Annotated in this window: 22 protein-coding genes, 1 tRNA gene and 1 pseudogene; 13 read left to right on the top strand and 11 right to left on the bottom strand. The window is 69.8% G+C overall.

What is annotated here, in order from left to right; all coding sequences use genetic code 11:
- Window positions 1-10 precede the first annotated feature (10 nt).
- Window positions 11-847, bottom strand: coding sequence for a polyphosphate--glucose phosphotransferase (gene ppgK, locus QP089_RS24350; protein ID WP_285914518.1), 837 nt, complete (start codon window positions 845-847; stop codon window positions 11-13).
- A gap of 131 nt (window positions 848-978) precedes the next feature.
- Between ppgK and sthA the strand changes: the two genes are divergently transcribed.
- Complete coding sequence (gene sthA / locus QP089_RS24345) at window positions 979-2,391, top strand: Si-specific NAD(P)(+) transhydrogenase (protein ID WP_285914224.1); 1,413 nt, start codon at window positions 979-981, stop codon at window positions 2,389-2,391.
- On the opposite strand, the gene QP089_RS24340 is transcribed toward sthA, so the two are convergent.
- Entirely contained in the window at window positions 2,392-2,805 is a 414-nt protein-coding gene (locus QP089_RS24340; protein ID WP_151541842.1) for an SsgA family sporulation/cell division regulator, read from the bottom strand.
- 279 nt (window positions 2,806-3,084) lie between these two features.
- On the opposite strand from QP089_RS24340, the gene QP089_RS24335 reads away from it, so the two are divergent.
- The 3 genes from QP089_RS24335 to QP089_RS24325 all read left to right on the top strand — a co-directional run bounded on the left by QP089_RS24335 (window position 3,085) and on the right by QP089_RS24325 (window position 4,696).
- Complete coding sequence (locus QP089_RS24335) at window positions 3,085-3,510, top strand: PGPGW domain-containing protein (protein WP_285914223.1); 426 nt, start codon at window positions 3,085-3,087, stop codon at window positions 3,508-3,510.
- Window positions 3,511-3,534: 24 nt separating this feature from the next.
- Window positions 3,535-4,560 carry an ABC-2 transporter permease gene (locus QP089_RS24330; RefSeq protein WP_285914222.1) on the top strand — a complete coding sequence of 342 codons (1,026 nt, stop codon included), beginning with the start codon at window positions 3,535-3,537 and terminating at the stop codon, window positions 4,558-4,560.
- Between the two features lie 64 nt (window positions 4,561-4,624).
- A tRNA-Val gene (locus tag QP089_RS24325) sits at window positions 4,625-4,696 on the top strand.
- Window positions 4,697-4,798: 102 nt separating this feature from the next.
- Here QP089_RS24325 and QP089_RS24320 read toward each other — a convergent pair.
- The 3 genes from QP089_RS24320 to QP089_RS24310 all read right to left on the bottom strand — a co-directional run bounded on the left by QP089_RS24320 (window position 4,799) and on the right by QP089_RS24310 (window position 8,759).
- A complete protein-coding gene (locus QP089_RS24320; protein WP_285914219.1) occupies window positions 4,799-6,010 on the bottom strand; it encodes a site-specific integrase in 1,212 nt (403 codons plus the stop codon).
- A 1,239-nt stretch (window positions 6,011-7,249) separates the two neighbouring features.
- A complete protein-coding gene (gene lspA, locus QP089_RS24315) occupies window positions 7,250-7,765 on the bottom strand; it encodes a signal peptidase II (protein WP_285914218.1) in 516 nt (171 codons plus the stop codon).
- 176 nt (window positions 7,766-7,941) lie between these two features.
- Window positions 7,942-8,759, bottom strand: a protein-coding gene (locus QP089_RS24310) for an IS5 family transposase (protein ID WP_446474082.1) whose coding sequence is annotated in 2 segments (ribosomal slippage) — window positions 7,942-8,409 and window positions 8,412-8,759 — 816 coding nt in all. Because the reading frame shifts where the segments join, the coding sequence is not laid out codon by codon here.
- Between the two features lie 76 nt (window positions 8,760-8,835).
- Between QP089_RS24310 and QP089_RS24305 the strand changes: the two genes are divergently transcribed.
- The 6 genes from QP089_RS24305 (at window position 8,836) to QP089_RS24280 (ending at window position 15,212) form a co-directional block, all read left to right on the top strand.
- On the top strand, window positions 8,836-10,011 hold the full coding sequence (locus QP089_RS24305) for an integrase core domain-containing protein (protein WP_285914216.1): 1,176 nt from the start codon (window positions 8,836-8,838) through the stop codon (window positions 10,009-10,011).
- 641 nt (window positions 10,012-10,652) lie between these two features.
- Window positions 10,653-10,973, top strand: coding sequence for a hypothetical protein (locus QP089_RS49050; protein ID WP_446474081.1), 321 nt, complete (start codon window positions 10,653-10,655; stop codon window positions 10,971-10,973).
- A 1,053-nt stretch (window positions 10,974-12,026) separates the two neighbouring features.
- Window positions 12,027-13,112 (top strand): alpha/beta fold hydrolase, encoded by a 1,086-nt coding sequence (locus tag QP089_RS24295; RefSeq protein ID WP_285914215.1) that lies wholly within the window; start codon window positions 12,027-12,029, stop codon window positions 13,110-13,112.
- 133 nt (window positions 13,113-13,245) lie between these two features.
- Window positions 13,246-13,893 (top strand): class I SAM-dependent methyltransferase, encoded by a 648-nt coding sequence (locus tag QP089_RS24290; RefSeq protein ID WP_285914214.1) that lies wholly within the window; start codon window positions 13,246-13,248, stop codon window positions 13,891-13,893.
- Between the two features lie 71 nt (window positions 13,894-13,964).
- Window positions 13,965-14,486 carry a WD40 repeat domain-containing protein gene (locus QP089_RS24285; protein ID WP_285914213.1) on the top strand — a complete coding sequence of 174 codons (522 nt, stop codon included), beginning with the start codon at window positions 13,965-13,967 and terminating at the stop codon, window positions 14,484-14,486.
- A gap of 333 nt (window positions 14,487-14,819) precedes the next feature.
- Window positions 14,820-15,212 carry a VOC family protein gene (locus QP089_RS24280; RefSeq protein ID WP_285914212.1) on the top strand — a complete coding sequence of 131 codons (393 nt, stop codon included), beginning with the start codon at window positions 14,820-14,822 and terminating at the stop codon, window positions 15,210-15,212.
- Between the two features lie 10 nt (window positions 15,213-15,222).
- Here QP089_RS24280 and QP089_RS24275 read toward each other — a convergent pair whose 3' ends face one another.
- The 5 genes and pseudogenes from QP089_RS24275 to QP089_RS24260 all read right to left on the bottom strand — a co-directional run bounded on the left by QP089_RS24275 (window position 15,223) and on the right by QP089_RS24260 (window position 18,440).
- Window positions 15,223-15,522 (bottom strand): MmyB family transcriptional regulator, encoded by a 300-nt coding sequence (locus tag QP089_RS24275; RefSeq protein ID WP_285914211.1) that lies wholly within the window; start codon window positions 15,520-15,522, stop codon window positions 15,223-15,225.
- 360 nt (window positions 15,523-15,882) lie between these two features.
- Window positions 15,883-17,160 (bottom strand): MFS transporter, encoded by a 1,278-nt coding sequence (locus QP089_RS24270; protein WP_285914210.1) that lies wholly within the window; start codon window positions 17,158-17,160, stop codon window positions 15,883-15,885.
- Between the two features lie 111 nt (window positions 17,161-17,271).
- Complete coding sequence (locus tag QP089_RS24265) at window positions 17,272-17,562, bottom strand: hypothetical protein (protein ID WP_285914209.1); 291 nt, start codon at window positions 17,560-17,562, stop codon at window positions 17,272-17,274.
- A 200-nt stretch (window positions 17,563-17,762) separates the two neighbouring features.
- Window positions 17,763-17,972: pseudogene (locus tag QP089_RS48855) on the bottom strand (hypothetical protein); the annotation flags it as partial.
- 66 nt (window positions 17,973-18,038) lie between these two features.
- The gene (locus tag QP089_RS24260) at window positions 18,039-18,440 is read right to left on the bottom strand and encodes a nuclear transport factor 2 family protein (protein ID WP_285914208.1); all 402 of its coding nucleotides are present in this window, start codon (window positions 18,438-18,440) and stop codon (window positions 18,039-18,041) included.
- Window positions 18,441-18,565: 125 nt separating this feature from the next.
- On the opposite strand from QP089_RS24260, the gene QP089_RS24255 reads away from it, so the two are divergent.
- Window positions 18,566-19,159 carry a sigma-70 family RNA polymerase sigma factor gene (locus QP089_RS24255; RefSeq protein ID WP_285914207.1) on the top strand — a complete coding sequence of 198 codons (594 nt, stop codon included), beginning with the start codon at window positions 18,566-18,568 and terminating at the stop codon, window positions 19,157-19,159.
- Between the two features lie 527 nt (window positions 19,160-19,686).
- Here the strand turns inward: QP089_RS24255 and QP089_RS24250 are convergent.
- Window positions 19,687-20,439 (bottom strand): DeoR/GlpR family DNA-binding transcription regulator, encoded by a 753-nt coding sequence (locus QP089_RS24250; protein ID WP_285914206.1) that lies wholly within the window; start codon window positions 20,437-20,439, stop codon window positions 19,687-19,689.
- Window positions 20,440-20,722: 283 nt separating this feature from the next.
- On the opposite strand from QP089_RS24250, the gene QP089_RS24245 reads away from it, so the two are divergent.
- Window positions 20,723-21,847: a glycoside hydrolase family 76 protein gene (locus QP089_RS24245; protein ID WP_285914205.1), complete on the top strand. Its 1,125-nt coding sequence runs from the start codon at window positions 20,723-20,725 to the stop codon at window positions 21,845-21,847.
- Window positions 21,848-22,061: 214 nt separating this feature from the next.
- Window positions 22,062-22,409, top strand: a complete 348-nt coding sequence (locus QP089_RS24240; RefSeq protein WP_353070614.1) for a hypothetical protein — start codon at window positions 22,062-22,064, stop codon at window positions 22,407-22,409.
- Window positions 22,410-22,482 lie beyond the last annotated feature (73 nt).

Below are 22,482 nucleotides of genomic sequence, written 5' to 3'. Positions count from 1 at the left end.
GGCGCGAGGGTCAGCGGGCGGCCTCGGCCGTCCCGCCCTCGCGCTGCCGCCCGCCGGTCGTGCCCGCCTCGCGCACCTCGTGCGGGCCCGGCCCGGCGACCTCCGCGGGGTGCGCCGCGGCCGCCGCCATCGCCGCCCCCACGATCCCCGCGTTGTTCACCAGCCGCGCCGGCACGATCGGCGCCCGCACGCCCTCGATCAGCGGGACGAACCGGTCGGCCTTCTTGCTCACCCCGCCGCCCACGATGATCAGCGACGGGGAGATCAGCGCCTCCAGGTGCGCCATGTACTCGCTCAGCCGCCGCGCCCACTTCTCCCAGCTGAGATCGTGCTCCTCGCGGGCCTTCGCCGACGCCCGGACCTCGGCGTCCCTGCCGTTGATCTGGATGTGCCCGAACTCGGTGTTCGGCACCAGCACCCCGTCGGTGAACAGGGCGCTGCCGATGCCGGTCCCCAGCGTCAGCACCACCACCGTGCCCTTGCGGCCCCGGCCCGCGCCGAGCCGCATCTCCGCGACCCCGGCCGCGTCCGCGTCGTTCAGCAGCGTGATCTCCCGGCCCGTCGCGTCCGCGATCAGCGACGCGGCGTCCAGCCCGATCCAGTGCTTGGAGACGTTGGCGGCCGACAGCGTCACCCCGTCGATCACCACGCCCGGATAGGTGACGCCGACCGGCCCCTCCCACTCGAAGTGCTCCACCACCTCGGCGAGCACCTTCACCACCGCGTCCGGCTTCGACGGGTGCGGCGTCGCGACCCGGTACCGCTCCGCCGTGAACCCGCCCGTGGACACGTCGACCGGCGCGCCCTTGATCCCGGACCCGCCGATGTCGATCCCCAGCATCCGCATGCTCATGACCTACCCCTGCCCCTGCTCATGACCCACCTGTGCCCGCTCGACGGCCAGGGTAGGCCGCGAAGATCATGATTCGTCCGCCGGAACCCCTTATGCCGGCCGCACGCCCCGGTCAGACTGGGGGCGTGAACGACTTCGATCTCCTCGTCCTCGGCTCGGGGCCCGGCGGGCAGCGCGCGGCCATCGCCGCCGCCAAGCTCGGCCGGAAGGTGGCCATCGTCGATCGCCGCGAGATGATCGGCGGGGTCTGCATCAACACCGGGACGATCCCGTCCAAGACGCTCCGCGAGGCCGTGCTGTACCTCACCGGCCTCAACCAGCGCGAGCTGTACGGCCAGAGCTACCGGGTCAAGGACGACATCACGGTCGCCGACCTCGGGATGCGCACCCAGCACGTCATCGGCCGCGAGACCGACGTGATCCGCAGCCAGCTGGCCCGCAACCACGTCACCGTGCTGGCGGGCATCGGCCGGTTCGTCGAGCCGAACGCGGTCGCCGTCTCCGGCGGCCGGGAGCCGGCCGGGCGGGAGCAGAAGGTCACCGCCGACAAGATCGTGATCGCGACGGGCACCCGTCCCGCGCGCCCGGACACCGTCGCCTTCGACGACCGGACGATCATCGACTCGGACGGCATCATCCACATGGACCACGTCCCCGAGACGATGGTCGTGGTCGGCGCCGGGGTGATCGGCATCGAGTACGCCTCGATGTTCGCCGCGCTCGGCACCAAGGTCACCGTGGTCGAGCGGCGCGAGCGGATGCTGGAGTTCTGCGACCTGGAGATCATCGAGGCCCTGAAGTACCACCTGCGCGACCTCGCGGTCACCTTCCGGTTCGGCGAGACCGTCGCGTCCGTCGAGCGGATGGCGCGTGGCGCGATCACCGTCCTGGAGAGCGGCAAGCGCATCCCCGCCGACACCGTGATGTACTCCGCCGGGCGCCAGGGCATGACCGACGGCCTGGGGCTGGAGGCGGCCGGCCTGGCCGCCGACCGCCGCGGCCGGATCGAGGTGGACGAGCACTACCGCACCGAGGTCCCGCACATCTACGCGGTCGGCGACGTGATCGGCTTCCCGTCCCTGGCCGCCACCTCGATGGAGCAGGGCCGGCTGGCCGCGCACCACGCCTGCGGCGAGCCGGTGTCCGACATCATCGAGGTGCAGCCGATCGGGATCTACACCATCCCGGAGATCAGCTTCGTCGGCCGCACCGAGGACGAGCTGACCGAGGCCAAGGTGCCCTTCGAGGTGGGGGTGTCGCGCTACCGGGAGCTGGCCCGCGGCCAGATCATCGGCGATTCCTACGGGATGCTCAAACTGCTGGTCTCACCGGACGACCGCAAGCTGCTCGGCGTGCACGTTTTCGGCACCGGGGCGACCGAGCTGGTCCACATCGGGCAGACCGTCATGGGGCTGGGCGGCACCGTGGACTACCTGGTCAACGCGGTGTTCAACTACCCGACGCTGGCCGAGTCCTACAAGGTCGCCGCGCTGGACGCGATGAACAAGATGCGCCACATCGCCCGGCTGTCGCAGTGATCACGACGGCCAGAGCAGGTTCTCCAGCTCGTCGTCGATGTCGATGAACTCGCTCTCCTCGCCGGCCGGGACCGCCTGGTAGGTGCGGTGCAGGAAGTCGGCCAGGGGAGGGAGCGGCACCTCGAACAGCGCGTTGCCGAACGGCGACGACAGCGCGATGTTCAGCGTGCCGTCGTCGCGGGCCGGCCAGACCTCGACGTCGCCGTCCCCGACCTTGCGCACGATCCCCACGGTGAGCAGCTCGCGCGCGAAGATCCACTCCACCGGCTCGTCGTCGCCCACGTAGAAGGCCATCCGGATCGCGTACGGGTCGTCGGCCGCGTACTCCAGCCCGGCGAGCAGGGGAACGCTCGTGCGGTCGGGGACGACGAGACGAAGGCCCAGCTCTGCTGAGACGGTGGTACTGCTGTTCATGGCCATTCCCTCTTACGTCGGTCCCGCTGGCTCGCGGGGTGCTCCGGTGAGCGCTTCTCCCTCTCCCGGATGTCCCCCCGATCTATGACGCCTAACTGCCGGGGCGCGGTCCGACATTCCACGGCCCCCGCTCATTGTGATCCATCTCACGTGTCCAAAACCAGCTTCTGACCTGCGTAAAAGCCGATCTTCACCAAAGATCGCCCGCCCGCCGGCGGCGGCCGCGGCCGGGTAGGCTCGCGGGTGTGGGGCGGCGATCCTCTGGCTTAGGGTAAAAGCGTGACAATTAATGACGAAAAGGATGCTCCACCGGGCGAACCCGGCCTCCTGAAGCGCTTCCGCGAGTCCCTGCGGCGCAACCCGATCCTCAACACGGCCTGGCGCGCGGGCGTCTTCGCCGTCGGCGCGACCGTCCTCGTCGGCGGCCTCGTCATGATGGTCACCCCGGGCCCCGGCATCGTCGGGATCGTCCTCGGGCTGGCCATCCTCGCCACCGAGTTCGCCTGGGCCCAGACGGCCCTGCGCCGCGCCAAGGCCGCCGCCGAACGCGCCAAGGAGAAGGCCCTCGACCCCCGCACGCGCCGCCGCAACACCGTCCTCGGCGCCACCGGGGGAGTGCTCGCCGGCGCCCTCGTCGTCGGCTACCTCGTCGCCTACGGCTTCGACCTGCCGTGGAACGTCGAGGACCTCACCTTCTGGAACTGACCGCCCATCACCTAGCGTGATCACATGGATCACGCCCGTCACCGCACGGCCCGCGAGCACTGGACGGCCTTCCGGGAGTCCCCGTTCCTGCCCGCCGTCGTCCTGCTGCTGATCCTGGGTGCCGCCGCGGGGCTGTTCGCCGGCTCCTACTGCTACGCGATGGCGAACCCCGCGCCCCGCCACGTCCCCGTGGCCGTCACCGGCCACGGGGAGTCCGCCCAGCTCGTCCGCGCCCTGGACGCCGGCCTGGACACCTCGCTGTCCGTCCGCCGCTACGCCACCGACCGGGCCGCCCGCCACGCCGTCGAGGAGCAGCGCGCCTTCGCCATCCTGCTCCTCCAGGGGGACCGCGCCCAGCTCGACGTCGCGGCCGCCGCCGGCGCCTCCGTCTCCCGCCTGCTCACCCAGGCCGCCCCCATCGCCGGCCGCACGTCCGGCGTCCCCCTGACCGTCCGCGACATCAAACCGCTCCAGCCCACCGATCCCCAGGGCCTGGCGATCTTCTACATCTCCCTCGCCTCGGTGATCATCGGCTTCGTCGGCGCCATCCAGCTCAGCGTGCACGCCCGCGCCCTCAACGCCGGCGAGCGCATCTTCTTCACCGCCGCCTACGCCGTCCTCGGCGGCTTCGCCATCTGCGCCGTCGTCGACTGGCTCCTCGGCGTCCTCGACCTGCCGTTCCGCGAGTCCTGGGGCATCTGCGCCCTCACCATGTTCACCAGCGGCATGGTCTTCACGATGTTCAACACCCTCGTCGGCCGCTGGGCCATGATCCCCACCTGGGGCCTGATGGTCCTGATCGGCAACCCGTCCTCCGGCGGCGCCGTCTCCTGGCCCCTCCTGCCGTCCCCCCTCGGCCTGATCGGCCGCTGGCTCCCGCCCGGCGCGTCCGTCAACGCCCAGCACACCGCGATCTACTTCCACGGCCACCAGCACGTCCTGCCGTTCGTCACCCTGGCCGCCTGGACCCTGCTCGCCACCGCCGTCTTCCTCGTCTGGCGCCACCGCCACCCGGGCGGCCGCGAGACCGCCCACGCCCACGCTCGATGAGCGAGCACCCCGCGACATGCGCTAGAGTTTCCGTCGTCGGAACACCCCACACGACGTTCCACCGGGGCGATTAGCTCAGTGGGAGAGCGCTTCGTTCACACCGAAGAGGTCACTGGTTCGAACCCAGTATCGCCCACCCCGTTTTAGCAGGTCAGCAAGGGTCTCGGAGATCACTCCGGGACCTTTTTCGATCTTCGGGGCCGTCCGGGAGCCAAACGGGGAGCCACCGCTCCCAGACCTATGCCGACCGGCTCCGACCGAAGACCGTGTTCATGGCCTCGGCTCCCTGCGTGATGACCGGCCTGAGCTGGTGCCGGTACACCTTCTCGGTCACGGCCGTCCCCGCGTGCCCGACCAGATCGGCGATCGTCTCCAGAGGCACCCCGCTGTCACTCATGATCGAGACGAACGAGTGACGGAGCTCTCGGGGAGTCCAGTCTTCCCCGATACCTGCCTTTGAGGTGATCAGTCGGAAGCCGCGCCGCACATTGGCGGCGTCCAGCGGCGTCCCGATCCCTGTGCAGAAGACCAGGTTGTTGTCCTCCCAGAGTTCCGTTTTGAGCCGCTGGACGGCCTGCCGCGTGTGGTGCTTTCGCAGGGCCTCTGCGGCCTGCGCGGGCAGCTCGAGCGTCCGGCGAGACTTCTTGGTCTTGGTGTCACCGTGCTTTCGCACCGACCGCCAGACGTAGAGAGCGAACCTGTCGTGTTCGAAGCCGGCCTCGCAGACAGGCCGCCAGGCGTCCGCCTCCTCGTCCCAGGCGACAACGTGATTCCACTGAAGAGCCCGCGCCTCTTCGGTGCGGATTCCGGCCATGAGGCTGAGCACCACGTACGCGTGCAACCGGGATGACTTGGCTGCCTCGAGGACGGCCATGGCCTGGGGGAGTGTGAGCGCCTTGCTTGGGCGCCCGGTCGTCCCCTTGGGTGTCGTGACGAGCTCGGCCACGTTCCGCGTGACCCGGTCCCGTGCCTGCGCCTGCCGGATTGAGCGCTTGAGGATCGCGTGGATGCCCTGCAGGGTGCGTGTGGACAGCCTGTCCTTGAGGCTGTCGAGCCACTCGTCGACGTCGTCGGCGCGCAGCTCCTTGAGCTTCGCCTTGCCGATGAGCGGGATGACGTGCTTGTCGGCGAGGATGCGGTTGGTCGTGACCGTGCCGGCATCGCGGCCCTTGAGCCCCCTGGCCAGCCAGTCCTCGACCGCGTCGGCCACCGTGTAGTTCGCGGGAGCCTTGACTCCGGCCTCGAGCTCCTTCGCTGCCCTGATGAGCTTGTCGCGGACCTCGGTCTTGGTCCTCCCCTTCCGCTTGAGCCGCTTGCGCTTACCGTTCGAGGCGAAGCCGAGCGAGATGGCGCCGGTCCACCCGTCACCTTCCTCGTAGATCGACCCCTCGTACTTACCGATCATGATCTTTGCCAATGAACTCCTCCTCGATCCCTTGAGAAACGTCACGATCGTTAGGGGACAGGGCCCTAACGGTCCAGCGTCGCCGCGCTCGGATGACCAGCGCTCTTGACGACCCGACCCAAGCATGCCACTGCAGAAAGTAATGAAACCTTGACTATCGGTAACTATCCGAGTGTGTCGTCAAGGTAAAGTTGATCTACGACGTAAAGGGTCATGGCGGGAGAAATCTCTCAAATACGGTAATCGAGGAGACTGGGCCGCGCCGCCCGGGAGCGACGGCCGCACCCTGCACCAGCCGCCGAAGCTTGCCTCGCCGCGGGCACCCGGCGCTCGGCTGCTTGAGCTGATCGGGTTCACCGGCGTGGTCCGCGACGGTGAGGCCGTCACCGGCGCGACGCCGGACGCCACGCCACGGGCTGCCGGCCGTCGGTGGATCGCAGGGCATATCGATGGGCACGTCACTTCAGGGGGCCTACGATGCGGTGGAACTTCAGCCTGGCAGGGCGTATTCGACGTCGCGCATCATCGATAAGCGGCCCTGCTGGCCTGGCCAGGCGCTACCCGAAGATTGTTGTTAGTCAATGCCAGGGCGGTAGTGACCGAGACGGTGAAGGAGACGCAGACTCCGTTGGCGAACTCAAGCCTTCACGTGACTGGGGCATCAGCTGATGGGACGGCGACTGACGGAACCAAGCTGGTAGTCGCAATCGGTGTCAAGGGCGGTCTTGGTGGTCAGTAGCTCTTGACCCCAGGCACGGCAGACCAGTCGATCAAGGTCGATGGAAGTCGATCGGGGAGCCTCTCACCTGCAGGAAAACCCTGGGGGAGTCGCGGCGGGTCTTGGGGAGTCCACCAACGTTGGCTCCCCAATTGGCTCCCTGCGGCTCCCGCGACATGGGAGGTGCTCAACGACGAACAAGATCATATTCGGCGGCAGAGGCCGCTGCAGCGTCAGACGCCCTTGGTTCGTGTCGATGGAGTGGACCGACGGACAAGGCCGCCTCTCACCTGGATGAACACGGATGCCGGTGGGCGGATCCCAGCAGCTCGACACTCTGCGGATTAATAGGCGACCTGCTCAGTGTCGGCCTGTGTTGATCCGTCTGCATTGAGCCCGATTCTCGTGCCGTACGGTGCCGCCGCGTGCCGATCCGGTTCGGAACCGCCGAGCCGACAACGAGCCGACATGGACCGTTGGCGGGGTCTCGTGACTTGCTCATCGGCGCCCCTGTCTGACCAGTACGGATGGAGTTTCCGGCAGGCGCAGTGTCCGCTACGTGGTGATCAACCTGTGAGGGTCTCCTTCTCGGCGCGCGTCGTCTGATCCGACATCACGATGCCGCGCCAACTCAGGAGCACAGCGAGGATTGCCCCGGCTGTGATGCAACTGTCCGCGGCGTTGAAGGTGGCGAAGTAGCGTACGTCGATGAAGTCGACCACTGCGCCGCGGCCTGCGCCGGGAGCGCGGAGCAGGCGGTCGATGAGGTTGCCGACGGCACCTGCGAGGATCAGGCCAAGCGCCACGGCCCAGGCGCTCGAACGCAGGGTTGAGGCCTGGCGGGCGATGACGACGGCGACGCTGACTGCAATCGCGGAGAACAACAAGGTGGCCATCGGGGCGAAGGAGAAGGCCGCGCCTGAGTTGCGGTAGACGTCGAGGGTCAGGCCGTCGCCGAGAATGTGCCTCGGAGCCTTTCCCTCCAGGTCCGCAACCGCCAGCGCCTTCGTGATCTGATCCGCTGCGATGCCGACCAGCGTGACCAGCGCGAGCAGGCCCTGGACAGAGATCTTCGGACGCATCCGGCCATTGTACGGACGGTGTCGACTCCTCATGGCTCCACCTCACCCGCCCCGCTCAGCCACTACGCCCACCTACGAGCATGCCTCCCCGACCATGCCCGGCACCTTGTCGCAGAGATCGACGAAACGCGCCAGTGACAGATAGCCCTGTGCCTGCCGAAAACTAAGAGTGTGTCTCACGTGGGTAGTTTTGCGAGCTTCTTGTAGCAGGTGATGGCGGCGGCGAGGGCGAGGAAGGCATTGAACAGGTGGCCGTGGCGTTCGTAGCGGACGGTCAGACGCCGGTAGCCGAACAGCCAGGCCAGCGTCCGTTCGATCATCCAGCGGTGGCGGCCCAGGCGTTCGCTCGATTCGACGCCCGCTCGGGCGATCCGCGGGACGATCCCGCGTCTGCGCAGCCAGGCCAGATGCTCGGCGGAGTTGTAAGCCTCATCAGCGCGGACTTCGACCGGCCTGCGCCGGCGCGGTCCCCGCCGGGACCGGATCGCCGGCAATGCCATCAGCAGCGGCTTGAGTGCCTGGCTGTCGTGGACGTTGGCCGCCGACACCGCGACCACCAGCGGCAGCCCGGCGGCGTCGGACAGTACGTGGAGTTTGCTGCCCTTCTTGCCTCGATCGACCGGATTGGGGCCGGTCAGCGTGCCCCCCTTTTCGCGCGGACAGCCGCGGCGTCCACGATCGCCGACGCCCAGTCCACCTGCCCCCGCGCACCCAACTCGTCCAGCACCGCGCGATGCAGCCGCGGCCACAACCCCGCTCGCGTCCAGGCGGTGAACCGGCGATGCGCGGTCGGCACACTGACACCGAACTCCGCAGGCAGATGCCGCCACGCACACCCGCTGGTCAGCACGTACACGATCGCGGTGAACACCGCCCGATCATCCACCGCCGCCGTCCCGCCACCCTGCCGCCGCGGCCTGAACGCCGGTATCAGCGGCTCAGCAAGCTCCCACAACTCATCCGGCACCAGACGCAACGCAAGATCCGACAACACGATCCCGCATTATCCCGCAGAACACGCAACCCACGTGAGACACGCTCTAAGTCCGTGCAGATGAGACGTATAGGGCGTGGGCTCCGACGTGGGGCTTGATCAGTCTCAAGGGCAGGCCGCGGCGAGGTGGTTGCCGCGGGATGGTGGGCGGCTGGTGTTCTTGCGACCGGCCTACTTGACCGCGGCGAACGCGTTTGGGGTGCTGCGTTTGCTTCCGATGACCGAACGGGAGAAGGACGCCGAAATCTTGGTGCTGCGGCATCACATCGCCGTGCTGGCGCGCCGGCTTGCCGGAAAGCGGGTGCGGTTCACTGCGGCGGACCGGGCGCTGCTCGCGGCGCTGCTGCGCCGGTTGCCTTCCGGTGTGCTGCGGCGGATGCGGCTGCTGGTTCGGCCGGACACGGTCTTGCGCTGGCACCGGGATTTGATCGCGGCCCGGCATGCCGCCCGGTCCAAACCCAAGCGGCCGGGCCGCCCGCCGACTGTGCGTTCCATCCGGCTGCTGGTACTTCGCCTGGTGAGGGAGAACCCGAGCTGGGGCTACCGGCGAGTGCACGGTGAGTTGCTGGTGCTCGGCGTCAAGGTCGCCGCCTCTACCGTCTGGGAGATCCTCAACGATGCCGGCGTTGATCCGGCACCGGAGCGTTCCGCCGTCACCTGGGCTGGCTTTCTGCGCTCCCAAGCCGAAGTGCTGCTGGCGTGTGACTGTCTGGAGACCGTGGCCCTCACCGGCGACCGCATGTACGTGCTGGCGGTCATCGAGCACCACAGCCGCAGCATCCGGGTTCTGGGCGCCACTGCTCACCCGACCGCGTCGTGGGTGACCCAGGCGGTCCGGAACCTGGTCATGGACTTGGAAGACGCCGGTTGCCGGGCACGGTTGCTAATCCGCGACGGCGACGGCAAGTTCCCTGAGCTGTTCGACGCGGTCCTGGCCGATGCCGGCGTTCGGGCGGTGCTGACCGGGGTGAGGATGCCGAGGATGAACGCGGTGATGGAGCGGTGGGTGCAGACGTCCCGCCGCGAACTCCTGGACCGCACGTTGATCTGGAACCAGCGGCACCTGCCCTACGCCCTCCGCGAGTTCGAGACCTTCTACAACCAGCATCGCCCGCATCAGGGCATCGCCAACGCCCGCCCGTTGAAGCCGCTGCCTCCGCCGATCAGCGAACCAGACCAGATCGCCCACCTGAATGTCCGAAGAAGGCAACGGCTGGGCGGGATCCTCAACGAGTACCGGCATACAGCTTGACCTGCACGGACGAGGTTTCCGGCAGGGGCACGGCTCTGCGCCGCGTGTGCGGCCGCCACGGCCTGCGGAACCGGCGCGACGGCCGTGACGAGATTCGACAGGTTGTCGGCGTAGAGCAGGTTGGTGATACCGGCGGAGTGGTCGATGTCGTAGTGGGTGACCAGGATGTAGTCCGGCCCGCCCAGCGGCAGCTCCGTCACGATCTTGTCGTGCACGGTCTCGGCATAGCGGTCCAGTCCTTCGTCGATCAACAGCGACCTGCGGCTGCCCGGGACCGACGTATCATCGGCGATGATCAAGCTGCTCTCGCCGGCGTTCACGTCGATGGTGTGGATGTCCAACTGCCAGGCCACAATGCCCCCTCGCCCATCCGATCCCCAGGGAGAACAGTGCGGTCGATCTCAGGGGTCGTCAAGGTCACCGCGCGGGTCCGGCGGTACGGTGCCGGGTGCCTCGGACTGCTCGGGACGTGCGGGGGGCGGGCGGTGCCGCTGCCCTGATCCGGAGGATCCGCAGCCCGGCGATCGCTGAGTGAGCCGGCGGCGCCTTGTATCCCTCGCCCCTGCCCACGTCCAGTGCTGTGAATGACAGGAAACCGAGATCCCCGGGCCACCACACGCTCACGGCCGCCGACCCCCGCCATGGTGACGGTACGCAGCCCGGAGCGGACGCCGAAGGTCCGACCTGTCTGCTTAACCGGTGCGGATGGCCGCCGTGCCCGGGCGCTGATCGACGATCTGTTCAGTGCCGGGGCGGGCGTGCCGCCCGCCGACGGGATGATCGCCGCGCACTTTTTCTGCAGCCTGGACGGCAGCCAGGTGCTGAACTACGCGCTGTGGACCAGCGCCCGCGACTACGAAACCTTGCCGACCCGATCCGAAGCCATGATCCACGTCGCGATGAGCAACCTGATGACCCGCCGTCACACCGGCGAGGCCACTGTCACCTGGCGGGACACTTGACACCACCGATACAGGACGAAACTCCCTCTCAGGGCGCACGGAACCACCGGCGGGGCACCACATCATCGTCGTTGTAGAGCAGGTCACCCCCGGTCAGCGGTTGCTGCACCCGATGCCGGACTTCTACCGCGGACCGCGTCGTCTACGCCGTTTCCCGGCAGGGGCTGCTGCCGCGGCCGCACCATCCGCCGCCGCGCCCGCCCGAGGCCGGGATCGTGCTGCCGGCCGAACCGATGAGCCTGCGCGAGCTGCTGCGCTGGAGCAGGCTCGGCGTCCGCGGCAACGGCGGGGAGTGGCACGGCTTCGTCGACGCCGTCCGGCCGCACGTCCCGGCCTTGTGGGGACGGCTTTCGGAAGCCGACCGGCGGCGCTTCCTCGATCTCGTCGCCCGGCATTGGGAGGTGCACCGCCACCGGATCCCGCCCGCCTCGGCCGCCCGGATCGACGCGCTGCGCGGGTGGGTGTCTCCGCGTCCTGCGCGGCCGCATCGACGACGTCCGGGCCGACGGGCGGGACCGGCTCGCCGTGCGGATCGGGGCGGACGCCGGAGAGGCCGGGGAGCTGCAGGTCGGCTGACTGATCAACGGGACGGAACCCGCGGCCGGGCCGGCGGCCGAGACGTTCCTGTCCGGCCTCGTCACCGCGGGAATCACCCGTCCCGGACCCCTCGGCCTCGGACTGGACGCCGACGCGGGCGGCGCCGTCCGGGACGCGGCGGGGCACCCGCACGGCGACCTGTTCACCCTCGGACCGCCCCTGCGCGGAGGCCGCTACGAGACCACGGCCATCCCGGGGATCCGCGCGCAGGCGGCCGTCCTCGCCGACCGTCTGGCCCTCCTCGACCGTTCCGTTCGCCGAGAGCCCGGCAGGGGGAACCAGGCGATCTTGTCCTGGCCGTACTGGGTGCATCGGGATATCGGCGAAGCTCGCGTCCGCAGCGCCCTGTGCCGCGATCACACCGGTACCCGGACGGCTCGCCCGCTGGCGGTAGGGCACAGCGCTGTGCGAGGTTGATGGGGGTCGGCTCGGACGCCGGCCCGTTTCGAGGATGGCGTGGGGGCCGAGGTGGTGAACGGCGAGCCGACCGGTGGCCACGAGCCGCGCCTCGAGGTCCGCTTCTGCGCCGCCGAGGGCGGGACGCGGATCGCGTACGGCACGGTCGGCGACGGGCCCCTGCTGATCCTCCCACCCGGCTGGATCAGCCACCTCGAGCTGTCATGGCAGGACCCGGCCGTCCGCGCCTTCCTGGTTCCCCTGGCCGCGCGGCGGACGGTGGTGCTGTACGACAAGCCCGGCTGCGGACTGACCGACCCATGGCCGTGCCGCCAGACCGTGGACACCGACGTCCAGGTGCTGCGGACGGTGGCCGGCCACCTGGGGCGGGAGCGTTTCGACCTGCTGGGCGTCTCGACGGCCGCGGCGGCGTCGCTGGTCTTCGCCGCACGGCATCCGGAGCACGTCGGACGGCTGGTCGTCTACGGCGGCTACGCCGACGGCCGCCAGGTCGCCTCCCCGCAGGTCCGGGCGGCCGTGCTCGGCATGGTGCGCGCGCACTGGGGGCTGGGCTCGGACGTGCTGACCGACATCTTCATGCCCGACGCCACCGCCGCCACCAAGGCGCACTTCGCGCGGTTGCAGCGGGGCGCGGCCACCGCGGAGTTCGCCTGCGAGTTGCTGGAGCAGTGCTACGAGGCGTGCGTGCAGGACCAGCTGGAAAGGGTGGTCGCGCCGACGCTAGTGCTGCACCGGAGCGGCGACCGGGCGATCCCGTACCGGCTCGGGCGCGACCTGGCCGCGCGGATCCCCGGCGCGCGGCTGATGACGCTCCCCGGCCGCAGCCACTTTCCGTGGGTCGGCGACTCCGCGACGATCGTCCGCGCCGTCCTGGAGCACCTGGGCGAGAACGCCGGCTCGGGGGAGCGGCGCATCCCGCCGCCCATGGACGATGTGCTCACCGCGCGGCAGCTCCAAGTCGCCGCGCTGGTCGCGGACGGGCTGAGCAACCGCCAGATCGCGCGGCGCCTCGGAATCAAGGAACGCTCCGCCGAAGGCCACGTCGAACGGATCCGCCAACGGCTCGGCGTCCGCTCCCGCAGTCAGATCGCCGCCTGGTGGGCCCGGCGCGTCCCGTTGGGGTAGCGATGCAGGTAGAGCCTGGGGCAATTCCCCGCCTGACAGAACGCCACGCGCCACCGCATCCTGCAGGAGCCGCCGCACTTATGGCCGGTACGGCCGTCCTTCCTGCCGGCGGCATCGACGTCGAGGAGCGCACATGCCCGATGCCAGCACGTTGCCGGCGCTGAGCCCCAACCCCGTACGCGGGCGCCTGAACTCGGCGTTCTTCGCGCTCACGACCGGCTACACCGACCACCGGCTCGCCGGCCACAAGAGGAAAGTCTTCCCCAGGGGCGGCGTCGTCGCCGAGATCGGCGCCGGCAACGGCCCGAACCTGCGCTACCTGCCGCCGGGGACGACCGTGCACGCCATCGAACCCAACCCGTACTTCCATCGACGGCTGGAACGCACGGCCGCCGACCACGGCATCGACCTGGCCATCCACGCCGTACCGGGCGAGGCGATCGACCTCGAGGACGCGAGCGTGGACGCAGTGGTGGGCACCTGGGTGCTCTGTACCGTCCACGACCCGGCGCAGGTGCTCCGGGAGATCCACCGCATCCTGCGGCCCGGCGGCCGGTTCGCGTTCATCGAGCACGTCGCCGCGCCGCACGGCGCCGTGCGAGGCGTTCAACGGCTGGTACGCCGACCGTGGCGGTGGGCCTTCGAAGGCTGTCACACCGACCGCGACACCGCGGCCGCCGTCCACGCGGCCGGCTTCGCCTCGGTGGAGATCACCGAATTCCGGTTCCGCTCCAGCTTCATCCCGGTCCGAACGCAGATCGCCGGCATCGCCGTGCGGTAGAGCCGCAACGCGGCCGCGCCGCCGCAGCCGCCCCGAACCTCGGCCACCCCTTCCTCCCGCACTCGTCGGGGATGCACCCTGTTGTGTGGTCGGGCGGCCTCTGGCGCACCAGGGAGCGGACCGACGCACAGGTCGTCGCCGACCTGGAGGAGGTCCGCGCGGCGCATCCCGGGGAATGGGAGCCGGATTACCTGCTGGGCCTGCTGCACCTGGAGCGCGGTGACCCGCAGGCCGCCGAGGAGGCGCTGCTGGCCGCCAGGCGGACGGCGCCGGACGTCGCGGAGGTCACCGCCGCGCTGGAGCGGACGCGCACCGTGCCCCGGCCCCGCGCGCCCCGGGCCCTGAAGGGGCACGGCGAGCCGGTGAACGCCCTGGCCTTCAGCGGGGACGGCCGGTTCGGCCTGTCGGCGGGCGAGGACGGGAAGGCCCACGTGTGGTTGTGGGGGCCTAGAGGTACCGCTTCTCGGGCCTGGGCGGGATGGTCGGAGGCCGGCTCGAGCCGCCGAGCCAACATCGAGCCAACAGGGGAACAAAGCAGGGCATCCAGGGCAGCGGACAAACCGGGGCGTTCTCGCGTTTGCCCTGGTCAGTAGTGGTGGGTCGCGTGGGACTCGAACCCACAACCTACGGATTAAAAGTCCGGAGCTCTCGTACCAGATCGGCACTCCCTGTGTCGCTCTGTGTCGAACTGTCCGCATGAAGCCCCATCCTTGTGCTGCTCCATGCCGCCGCGTGCCGATCCGTTTCGGAACCGCCGAGCCGACAACGAGCCGACGGGGGGCGTTGGTGATCTGGCTTCCTCGTTGGCGGCCCCACTTAGCCTGCCCGGACGAGGTTTTCGGCAGAGACAATCCCGCTGGCCCGTCCGGCTCGGAAGAGCAAATGGCGACCGGCGCTCGCCACTGCGCGGTGCCTATGATCGCCAGATGCCCCTAGGTCATCTTGGCGTCAATGTCCGGGACCTTGGCCAAGCCAAGGCGTACTACGACGAGTTCATGCCGCTGGTCGGCTTCGAAAGCTTCTTCGCTACCGACGACGAGTTCTCCTACCGTCCGGTCGGCGGGAAGCCAGGCACGTACCTGTTCTTCTATCCGGCACTGGAGGACGGCGACTACTCGCGCCACCGTCCAGGTCTCCAGCATCTCGCTTTCATGCTGAAGACCCGGGAGGAGGTGGATCGCCTGCACGAGTGGGCGGTCGAGCGGGGTGCGAACATGCTCCACAAGCCCCAGGAGTTCCCGCAGTACGGCCCCACCTACTACGCCACGTTCTGGGAAGGCCCCGACGGCGTCACTCTGGAAGCCGTCTGCCACCGGTGACCGCGAAGAACTAGGCGCCGGGGCTCGGAGCAGGGCTGTCCTGCGGCGCCCAGGACAGCAGGATGCGAGGTGCGTCGTCGGACGGCGTCCCCGGTTCCGCGGTGAGGACCATGAGCCGCTGACCGCTGTCGTCCGGGCTGTTCCAGGTGTCGCAGTCGAGCGTGAGATCGCCGACCACGGGGCGGCGGTAGCGGTTGGTGCCGTGGCCCGCGGAGTTGACGCGGGGCTCGGCCCACCAGGTGCGGAAGTTGTCGCGCGCATCGTGCCGCCAGTCTCGGTGCATGCCGCGCATCCCCAGGTCGGTGAACATCAGGCGGACGTAGTCGTGGTCCCCGGCCGACCGGGCGGGGCGGGGTGGCAGGGCACGATCGACCGGTAAAGGGCCTGGCCGGTGCCGTCGTAGCCGGCCAGCACCAGCATCGGCTGCTATGGGCCGGGCTCGCATCCGCCCCACCGAACGTGACGAGCGGCAGGTCGAGCGCTGGAGGGAGGAGCGGCGTCAGCGCCCGCGGTGTCGGCGGAAAGAGACGACCGGCGAGCGTGCCGCATCACCGGCGAAGCTCACCTGTTCCAGGGAGGGAATGTTGTGACTCCTTCGAGGCAGGAAAAGGAGATGGCACATCGACGATCAATGCGCATTCAGCCCGGCTAACAGCCTGCGGTCGGGGGCTCATGCGGGAACCGGTGGAGGAGCCGGCTCGCTGGCCGAGGCGGCGTCGCGCAGTGCCGTCTCGACTCGGCGGTTGCTGGTCATCGTGGCCGTGACGGCGGTCATGGCCAGGAGGAGGCCGCCGGCGGTGTAGAGCGGAGTGCGCAGGTCGTAGGCGGTGGCCAGCCAGCCACCGAGCACGGCGCCGAACGGGGCCGCGCACATGGCGAGCATGCGGGAAGTGGAGGTGACCCGGCCCATCAGGCGGGCCGGGACGACCGCCTGCCGCAGCGAGGGTGCGAGCACCATCGTGGCGCCCATGCCCGCCCCGCAGACGGCGAGAGCAAGCCCGGCCACGTAGGGGTTCGCGGCGGCGGCGAGCCCTAAGACGGCCACTCCTTCGAGCATGGCCGTGCAGGTCAACGCGGTGCCGGTGCCGAGTCGTCGGCCGAGGAAGGAAGCGATGCCCGCGCCGAGCAGGCCACCGGTGGCCTCCGCGGTGAGGAGCAGGCCGAAACCGAAGGCGCCGATCCCGAGACGTTCGTGCGCGAAGAGCGCCAGGACGGTCTCCACAGCGACGAAGGCGATGTTCCCGACCGCCGGGCGGAGCGCGAGCCCGAGCAGCAGCCGGTCCCGGAAGACGTATGAGGCCCCGGCTCGGGCTTGGCGCAGCAGTGACTCGCTGGCGGCTGCTGCAGGCCGCGGCACGGTGGGCAGCGATCGTACGAGCAGGGCGGAGAGCGCGAACGACACCGCATCGGTGAGCAGCGGGACCGCCCGCCCGAGCGCCAGCAACGCACTGCCCGCAGGTGGTCCCGCGAAGCCGGACGCGGCGGTCTGGGCGCCGCGCAGGCGGGAGTTGGCGCGTTGCAGGAGTGCGGGGTCGCGGCCGAGCAGATCGGGCAGGTACGCCGTGGCGGCCGTATCGAAGAAGAGTCCACCGAGGGCGAGCAGGAAAGCGACGGCCGCGAGCAGCCCGGTGCTCAGCACGTCCAGCGCGGCCGCTGCCGCGGCCATCGCGAGCAGCGCCGCGCGCGCCACGTCCGCGACCCACATGGTGCGGTGGCGGTCCCAGCGGTCCACCAGCGCACCGCCGAGCGTTCCGAACAGCAGCCAGGGCAGCGTCCCGGCAGCCGTGACGGCGGCCAGCGCCATCGGATCCCGCGTCACGGTCAATGCCAGCAGCGGCAACCCGGCATGCGTCACCCCGTCACCGAGCGAGGACACCGTCTGCGCGGTCCACAGTCGCGCGAACCCGGTCGGGGACTTCGCCACATCATCGGTCAGCTTCGGGATCACTTGGCATTCCCCTCGATCTGCCGGCCCGGGGCCGGCCGGAACGGTGCGATCGCGATCACGCGTCGGAGAGGGCCACGCGCTCGACGGCGCGCACCCCGTGCTCTCTGTGGTTCACGGCAGCAGGTGGGCGGCCTTGACCGAGTGGAAGTGGATCACCACGTCGAAGGACTTGCCGAGGGAGGCCTGGAATGCCTGCTCGGGTGTCCAGAAGCCGCCGCCGATGACGCGGGTGGGCCGTTGCCGGGCCAGCCACAGCTTCGCCGCCGCCGGCGTCGTGCGGGCCCGTCCGGGCGTCCCGAACATCACCGCGAACCTGGAGAGGGCCAAGCCGGGCGACATCCTGCTGTGCCATGACGGCGGCGGCGACCGCTCCCAGACCGTCGCGGCCCTGCGCACCGTCATCCCCGCTCTCAAGCAGCGCGGCCTGACCTTCGTCGCCCTCCGACAACGAACGCGCGGCCGGCGACCGGCCGCGAACTTGGGCGTCCGGTGAACCGCCCGGTGAACGACGAAGGAAGCCCCGCCCCATGAAGGGTCGGCGTGGCCAACCAGTGAATCTGGTCATCTACCGGTGCCCGCGACGCCCCCGACGTCCGCAGTGGTCACAGTCGGATGATGACCGGGACGATGTCGTCGGGGGCGCCGGTGGCGACGCCGAGTTGACCGGGGCTGTACTCCAGGCTGGCCTTGGGACAGGGGACGTGTTCGGGCCGGGCGCCCAGCGGAGGATCGGTGGCTCGGTTCAGCAGGTCGCAGCCGCCGTGCGGGTGCAGCAGGACCGGCGGCGGGCGGTCGGCACTGCTGTGTCGGGCTCTGGCCCGCTCCTGATGACCGGTGACTCAGAGTGAGCTCGATGAGCGCTGGGGCACCGTGATCGGTCAGAACATTCCGTGCGGGTGGAGCACCTGTTCGGGGACCGGTTGAACGACGTCCCAGTGCTCGACGATCTTGCCCGCGTCGAGACGGAAGAGGTCGACGGTGGCGAGGTCGCCCTGTGGGGTGGCCACATGGGTGTGCACGGCGACCAGGGCGTCGTCGGCGAGCACGTGCTTGGCCGCCACGGTCGCGTCCCGCAGGTGCGCGCTGCCGGGTCCGCTCAAGAAGTCCGCGAACGCTTGGCGCCCCGACTGGGTCGCAGGGTCATGCGCCACGCGCGGGTTATGCGATACGAAATCCTCGCCCAGCAGTTCAGTGAAGCCGGCGATGTCGCTCGCGCCGAACCGGGAGACGGCCTCCAGGACGAGCAGCCGGTTCTGGTCGGTGAGTACGGGCGATGTCATGTCATGCCTTTCGGGTCCGGTGGTCGGTATCCACCTGGTGAGACGGATGCGGGTCCGCCGACGTCACGCGTGACGTCGGCGTCCCCTGGATCGTCTTGTTGATGAGGTCTTGTACGGGAGGTGCGATGGACGCGGCGGGCGAACTATTCGAAAGGCACCGGGCCCCGCTTTCGGCAGCGGCGTACCGGATGCTCGGTAACCGGGCAGATGCCGACGATGTCCTGCAAGAGGCATGGCTTCGCTGGAGTCGAGTGGACCACCGCTCGGTCAACGACCCCGGCGCGTACCTGTTCCGGCTGGTGACCCGCCAGGCGATCGACGAGCTTCGCAGGATACGGGCGCGCCGGGAAGTACAAGCCGACCAGGATCGGCCGGACGGGCCACCGGCCGGCCCGTCCGCCGGACCGCGACCGGCCGACGAGGTGGCGGCGGGCTTGTTGGTCGTCATGGAAACCCTGGCTCCGACGGAGCGCGCGGTGTTCCTGCTGCACGACGTGTTCGGCTTCCCGCACGCGGAGATCGCGGTCATCGTCGGACGCACCGAAAGGGCGGTCCGGCAGATGGCGTACCGGGCCCGGCGGCATGTCCGAGCGCGCCGCCCGCGGTTCCGGCCCACGGCGGGCGAGCACCGGGCGACCACCGAACGCTTCCTGGCCGCCGCCGCCCTCGGCGGCGACCTGGCCGGCTACGGCAGGGCATGCGCCGCGGCCTCAGCCTGAGCGCTGATCCGCACGGCTCCGGTCTGCACGCCAGAGCTTCAGGCTCTCGATAAGCGAGGTGCGTGCCGTGCGGACGGGCTCGAACCACGAGCGACATCCTTGATCAACAACAGGTGTGGTGGTGACCCGGACGGGTGATCTCGCCGGTCTCGATGGCTCGCTGGGTTGGCAGGGGGCAGCGGACTTGCTGATGCAGGGCGGGGGATTCGCGTCCGCGGGAGTTCGAGGTTGTCTGCTCTGGTCGGCTCGGCTGCCGGTTGCTGCGGGCGATGTGCCCCGGCTTGTGGGGGCCTACAGGTGCCGCTTCTCGGCCTGGGTGGGGGTGGTTGGAGGCCCGGATCGGGCCGCCGAGCCAACAGGTGAACGAAGCGAGACATCCCGGGCGTGGGACATACCAGGGCAACCTCGCGTTTGCCCTGGCAGGGGTGGTGGGTCGCGTGGGACTCGAACTCGCAACCTATGGATCAAAAGTCCGAAACTGCCGTATCGCAGCGGCATGCTCAGTGGTTCCGCGGACGCCGAGCACCTCACACCTCCAGCATCTGCACTCCGGCATCCGCGAGGGCCGCCCCCGTGTCCGGATCGACCGGGGCGTTCGTGATGACCACGTCCAGGTCGGTGGCATCGCAGACCTTCGCCATGCCGGTGCCCGGGAACTTGCCGGCGTCGGCGACGAGGACCACCTGCCCGCTGGCCGCGATCATGGCTCGTTTGACCGGCACCTCGACCACCGTCGTGTCCATGACGGTTCCGGTCGGCCGTATCCCGCTGGTGCCGAGGACGAGCCGGTCCGCGTGGATCTGCCGCAGGTTGTCCTCGGTCAGGTAGCCCACCAGCGACCGGTAGTCACGGCGCAGCATGCCGCCGAGAACGACGAGTTGGACGTGCTGGTCGTCGGCCAGCGTCTCGACCACCGGGAGGCTGCTGGTGACGACCGTCAGCGCCCGGCCCCGCAGATGCCGCGCCACCATGTGCGCGGTCGTGCCGATGTCGAGCAGCACGGTCTCGCCGTCCTGGATCAGCTCGGCGCAGCGCAGCGCGACGGCGTCCTTCTCGGCGGCCCGGACCTCGGCGACGTCCGTGAAGGGGTCGTCGTGGCCCTCGACCGGCATCGCACCGCCGTGCACCCGTTTGAGCAGGCCCTCCTCGTCGAGCTTTTGCAGATCGCGGCGTATGGTGGCGAGGCTCGCCGCCAAGCGCTCGGCCAGCGTCTCCACCGTCACCGGCCCTTCGGAGCGCAGGACGCGGAGGATCAGCTCATGGCGTCGGTCCCGGAGCATGCGTCGACCGTACTCGCGCAAGACCGATCACCACCAGACATTCTCCATCACGCTCCTGCGCGTCGACTCTCGCGGGCGCACGAGCCGACGCGCGCGCCTCACCTGCCCGCCGTCGTGGCGAACCGACCGACGCTTCCGTCAATTGCAAGCAGGAGCGCTCACTTATGTGACCGGTCCTGCTGACTCTTGCGCGTCTCGTTCCGCTCGGGGCACAATTCAGCGCACTGCCCGCCCGGGCCGGAGGCCATGGGCTGGGGCGCCTCGTTGCCATGGAGGGTGCGCGATGACCGGACTGAAGCGACGTACGGGAAATGGGCTGGTCTCCCTCGTGGCGGGCGCCGTGCTGGCGCTCGCCGTGGGCACGTCCGCCGCCAGCGCGGGCGCGGGCGAGGACAGGACCGCGCGGGCCCGTGCCACATCGGCCGTCGACGCGATGATGGGGTTCTACGACCAGGCGAGCGGACGCTGGCAGCCCGAGAGCCCCTGGTGGCAGTCGGGCAACGCGCTCCAGGCGCTCCTCGACTACATGGCGCGGACCCGCTCGACCCGCTACCTGCCCCAGGTGAAGAACACCATCGAGCTCCAGCGCAAGCCGCTGCCCTGGTGGCCGCAGGGCGGCGGCGAGTTCCGCGCGGACTCCACCGACGACACCGGCTGGTGGGCGCTGGCGATGGTCCGCATGTACGACCTCACCCGCGACACCAGGTACCTGAAGATCGCCGAGACCGACGAGGCGTACATGCGCCAGTACTGGGACGACACCTGCCGCGGCGGCATCTGGTGGGACCTGCCCGGTAAGACCTACAAGAACGCCATCAGCAACGAGCTCTACCTCAAACTGGCCGCCTCCCTGCACAACCGGATCCCGGGCGACACCGAGTACCTCGCCCACGCACGCCAGGCCTGGCGCTGGTTCGCCCGCAGCGGGATGATCAACGGATCCCACCTGGTCAACGACGGCCTGGCGACGCAGAGCGGAAACTGCGGCAACAACGGCGGCACCACCTGGACGTACAACCAGGGCGTCATCCTGGGCGGCCTGACCGAGTTGCACCGCGCCACCGGCGACCCGTCCCTGCTCGCCACCGCCCGGCGGATCGCCGACGCCGTGACCACCGACCCGGGCCTGTCACCACGCGGAATCCTCACCGAACCCTGCGAGGCCGCCGCCACGTGCAACTCCGACCAGGCGGCGTTCAAGGGCATCTTCGCGCGGAACCTCGCCGAACTCGACCGCGCGCTCCCCGGCCACCCGTACCGGAACTACCTGACGACCCAGGCCCGCTCCGCCTTCACCTACGACCGGAACAACGCCGACCAGTACGGCCTGCGCTGGACGGGCCCGTTCGACCAGGCCGACATCGCCCGCCAGGAGTCCGCCGTAAGCCTGCTCACCGCCGTCCTGTAACCACTGAGCGAACGGACTCGCCCGCCTCGCCGACGTCGCCACATCCGCCACGCCATGTGAACACCGGCCGGCGGATGTGGCGATGGGCGTTCAGGCGCCCGCGCTGTGCGGCGGTATCTCACTCCGGTGCTGGGGCATCTGCTGCTGGCGGAGGAGGACCCGGCGTCGCTGGTGGCGTTGCCTCCGACCCGGAGACCTGCGGCACGGCGCTGCCATGCTGGCGTTGGCGGCCGGGGTGGAGTTGAAGGTGGTGCAGGAGATGCTCGGGCATTCCTGCATCGTGCTGACTGCCGACACCTACACCTCCGTGCTACCCGAGGTCGCGCACACCGCGGCGGAGAAGACCGCCGCGTACCTGCTCCGCGCGGCTGGTGTGGTGCCTGGCACCACCCAGCGCCGGGGCCGTGCTCCGACTCAGCGTCGACGGCTGGCGGCGAGCCATACCCGGGCGGGCCTGGTGCGGCGCCGGTCGACCGCTTCGCGCCCTGAACCGGCGTGGCACCGCATCCGGGCTCGGCCTGCCGTTCGGGTTCGCGTCGATAACACGGCTTCTGCGGCGTAATCGAGAGCATCCGCTCCCTGTCCTTGCCCGTCGGCCTGCGAAGGGACTAACCGCATACCGGAGGCGCGGCGGC

Source organism: Actinomadura opuntiae (assembly GCF_030283205.1).
In the GTDB taxonomy this organism is placed as follows: Bacteria; Actinomycetota; Actinomycetes; order Streptosporangiales; family Streptosporangiaceae; genus Spirillospora.
Note: the sequence above shows the minus strand (reverse complement) of the source record. Positions and strands in the feature narration are given on the sequence as shown.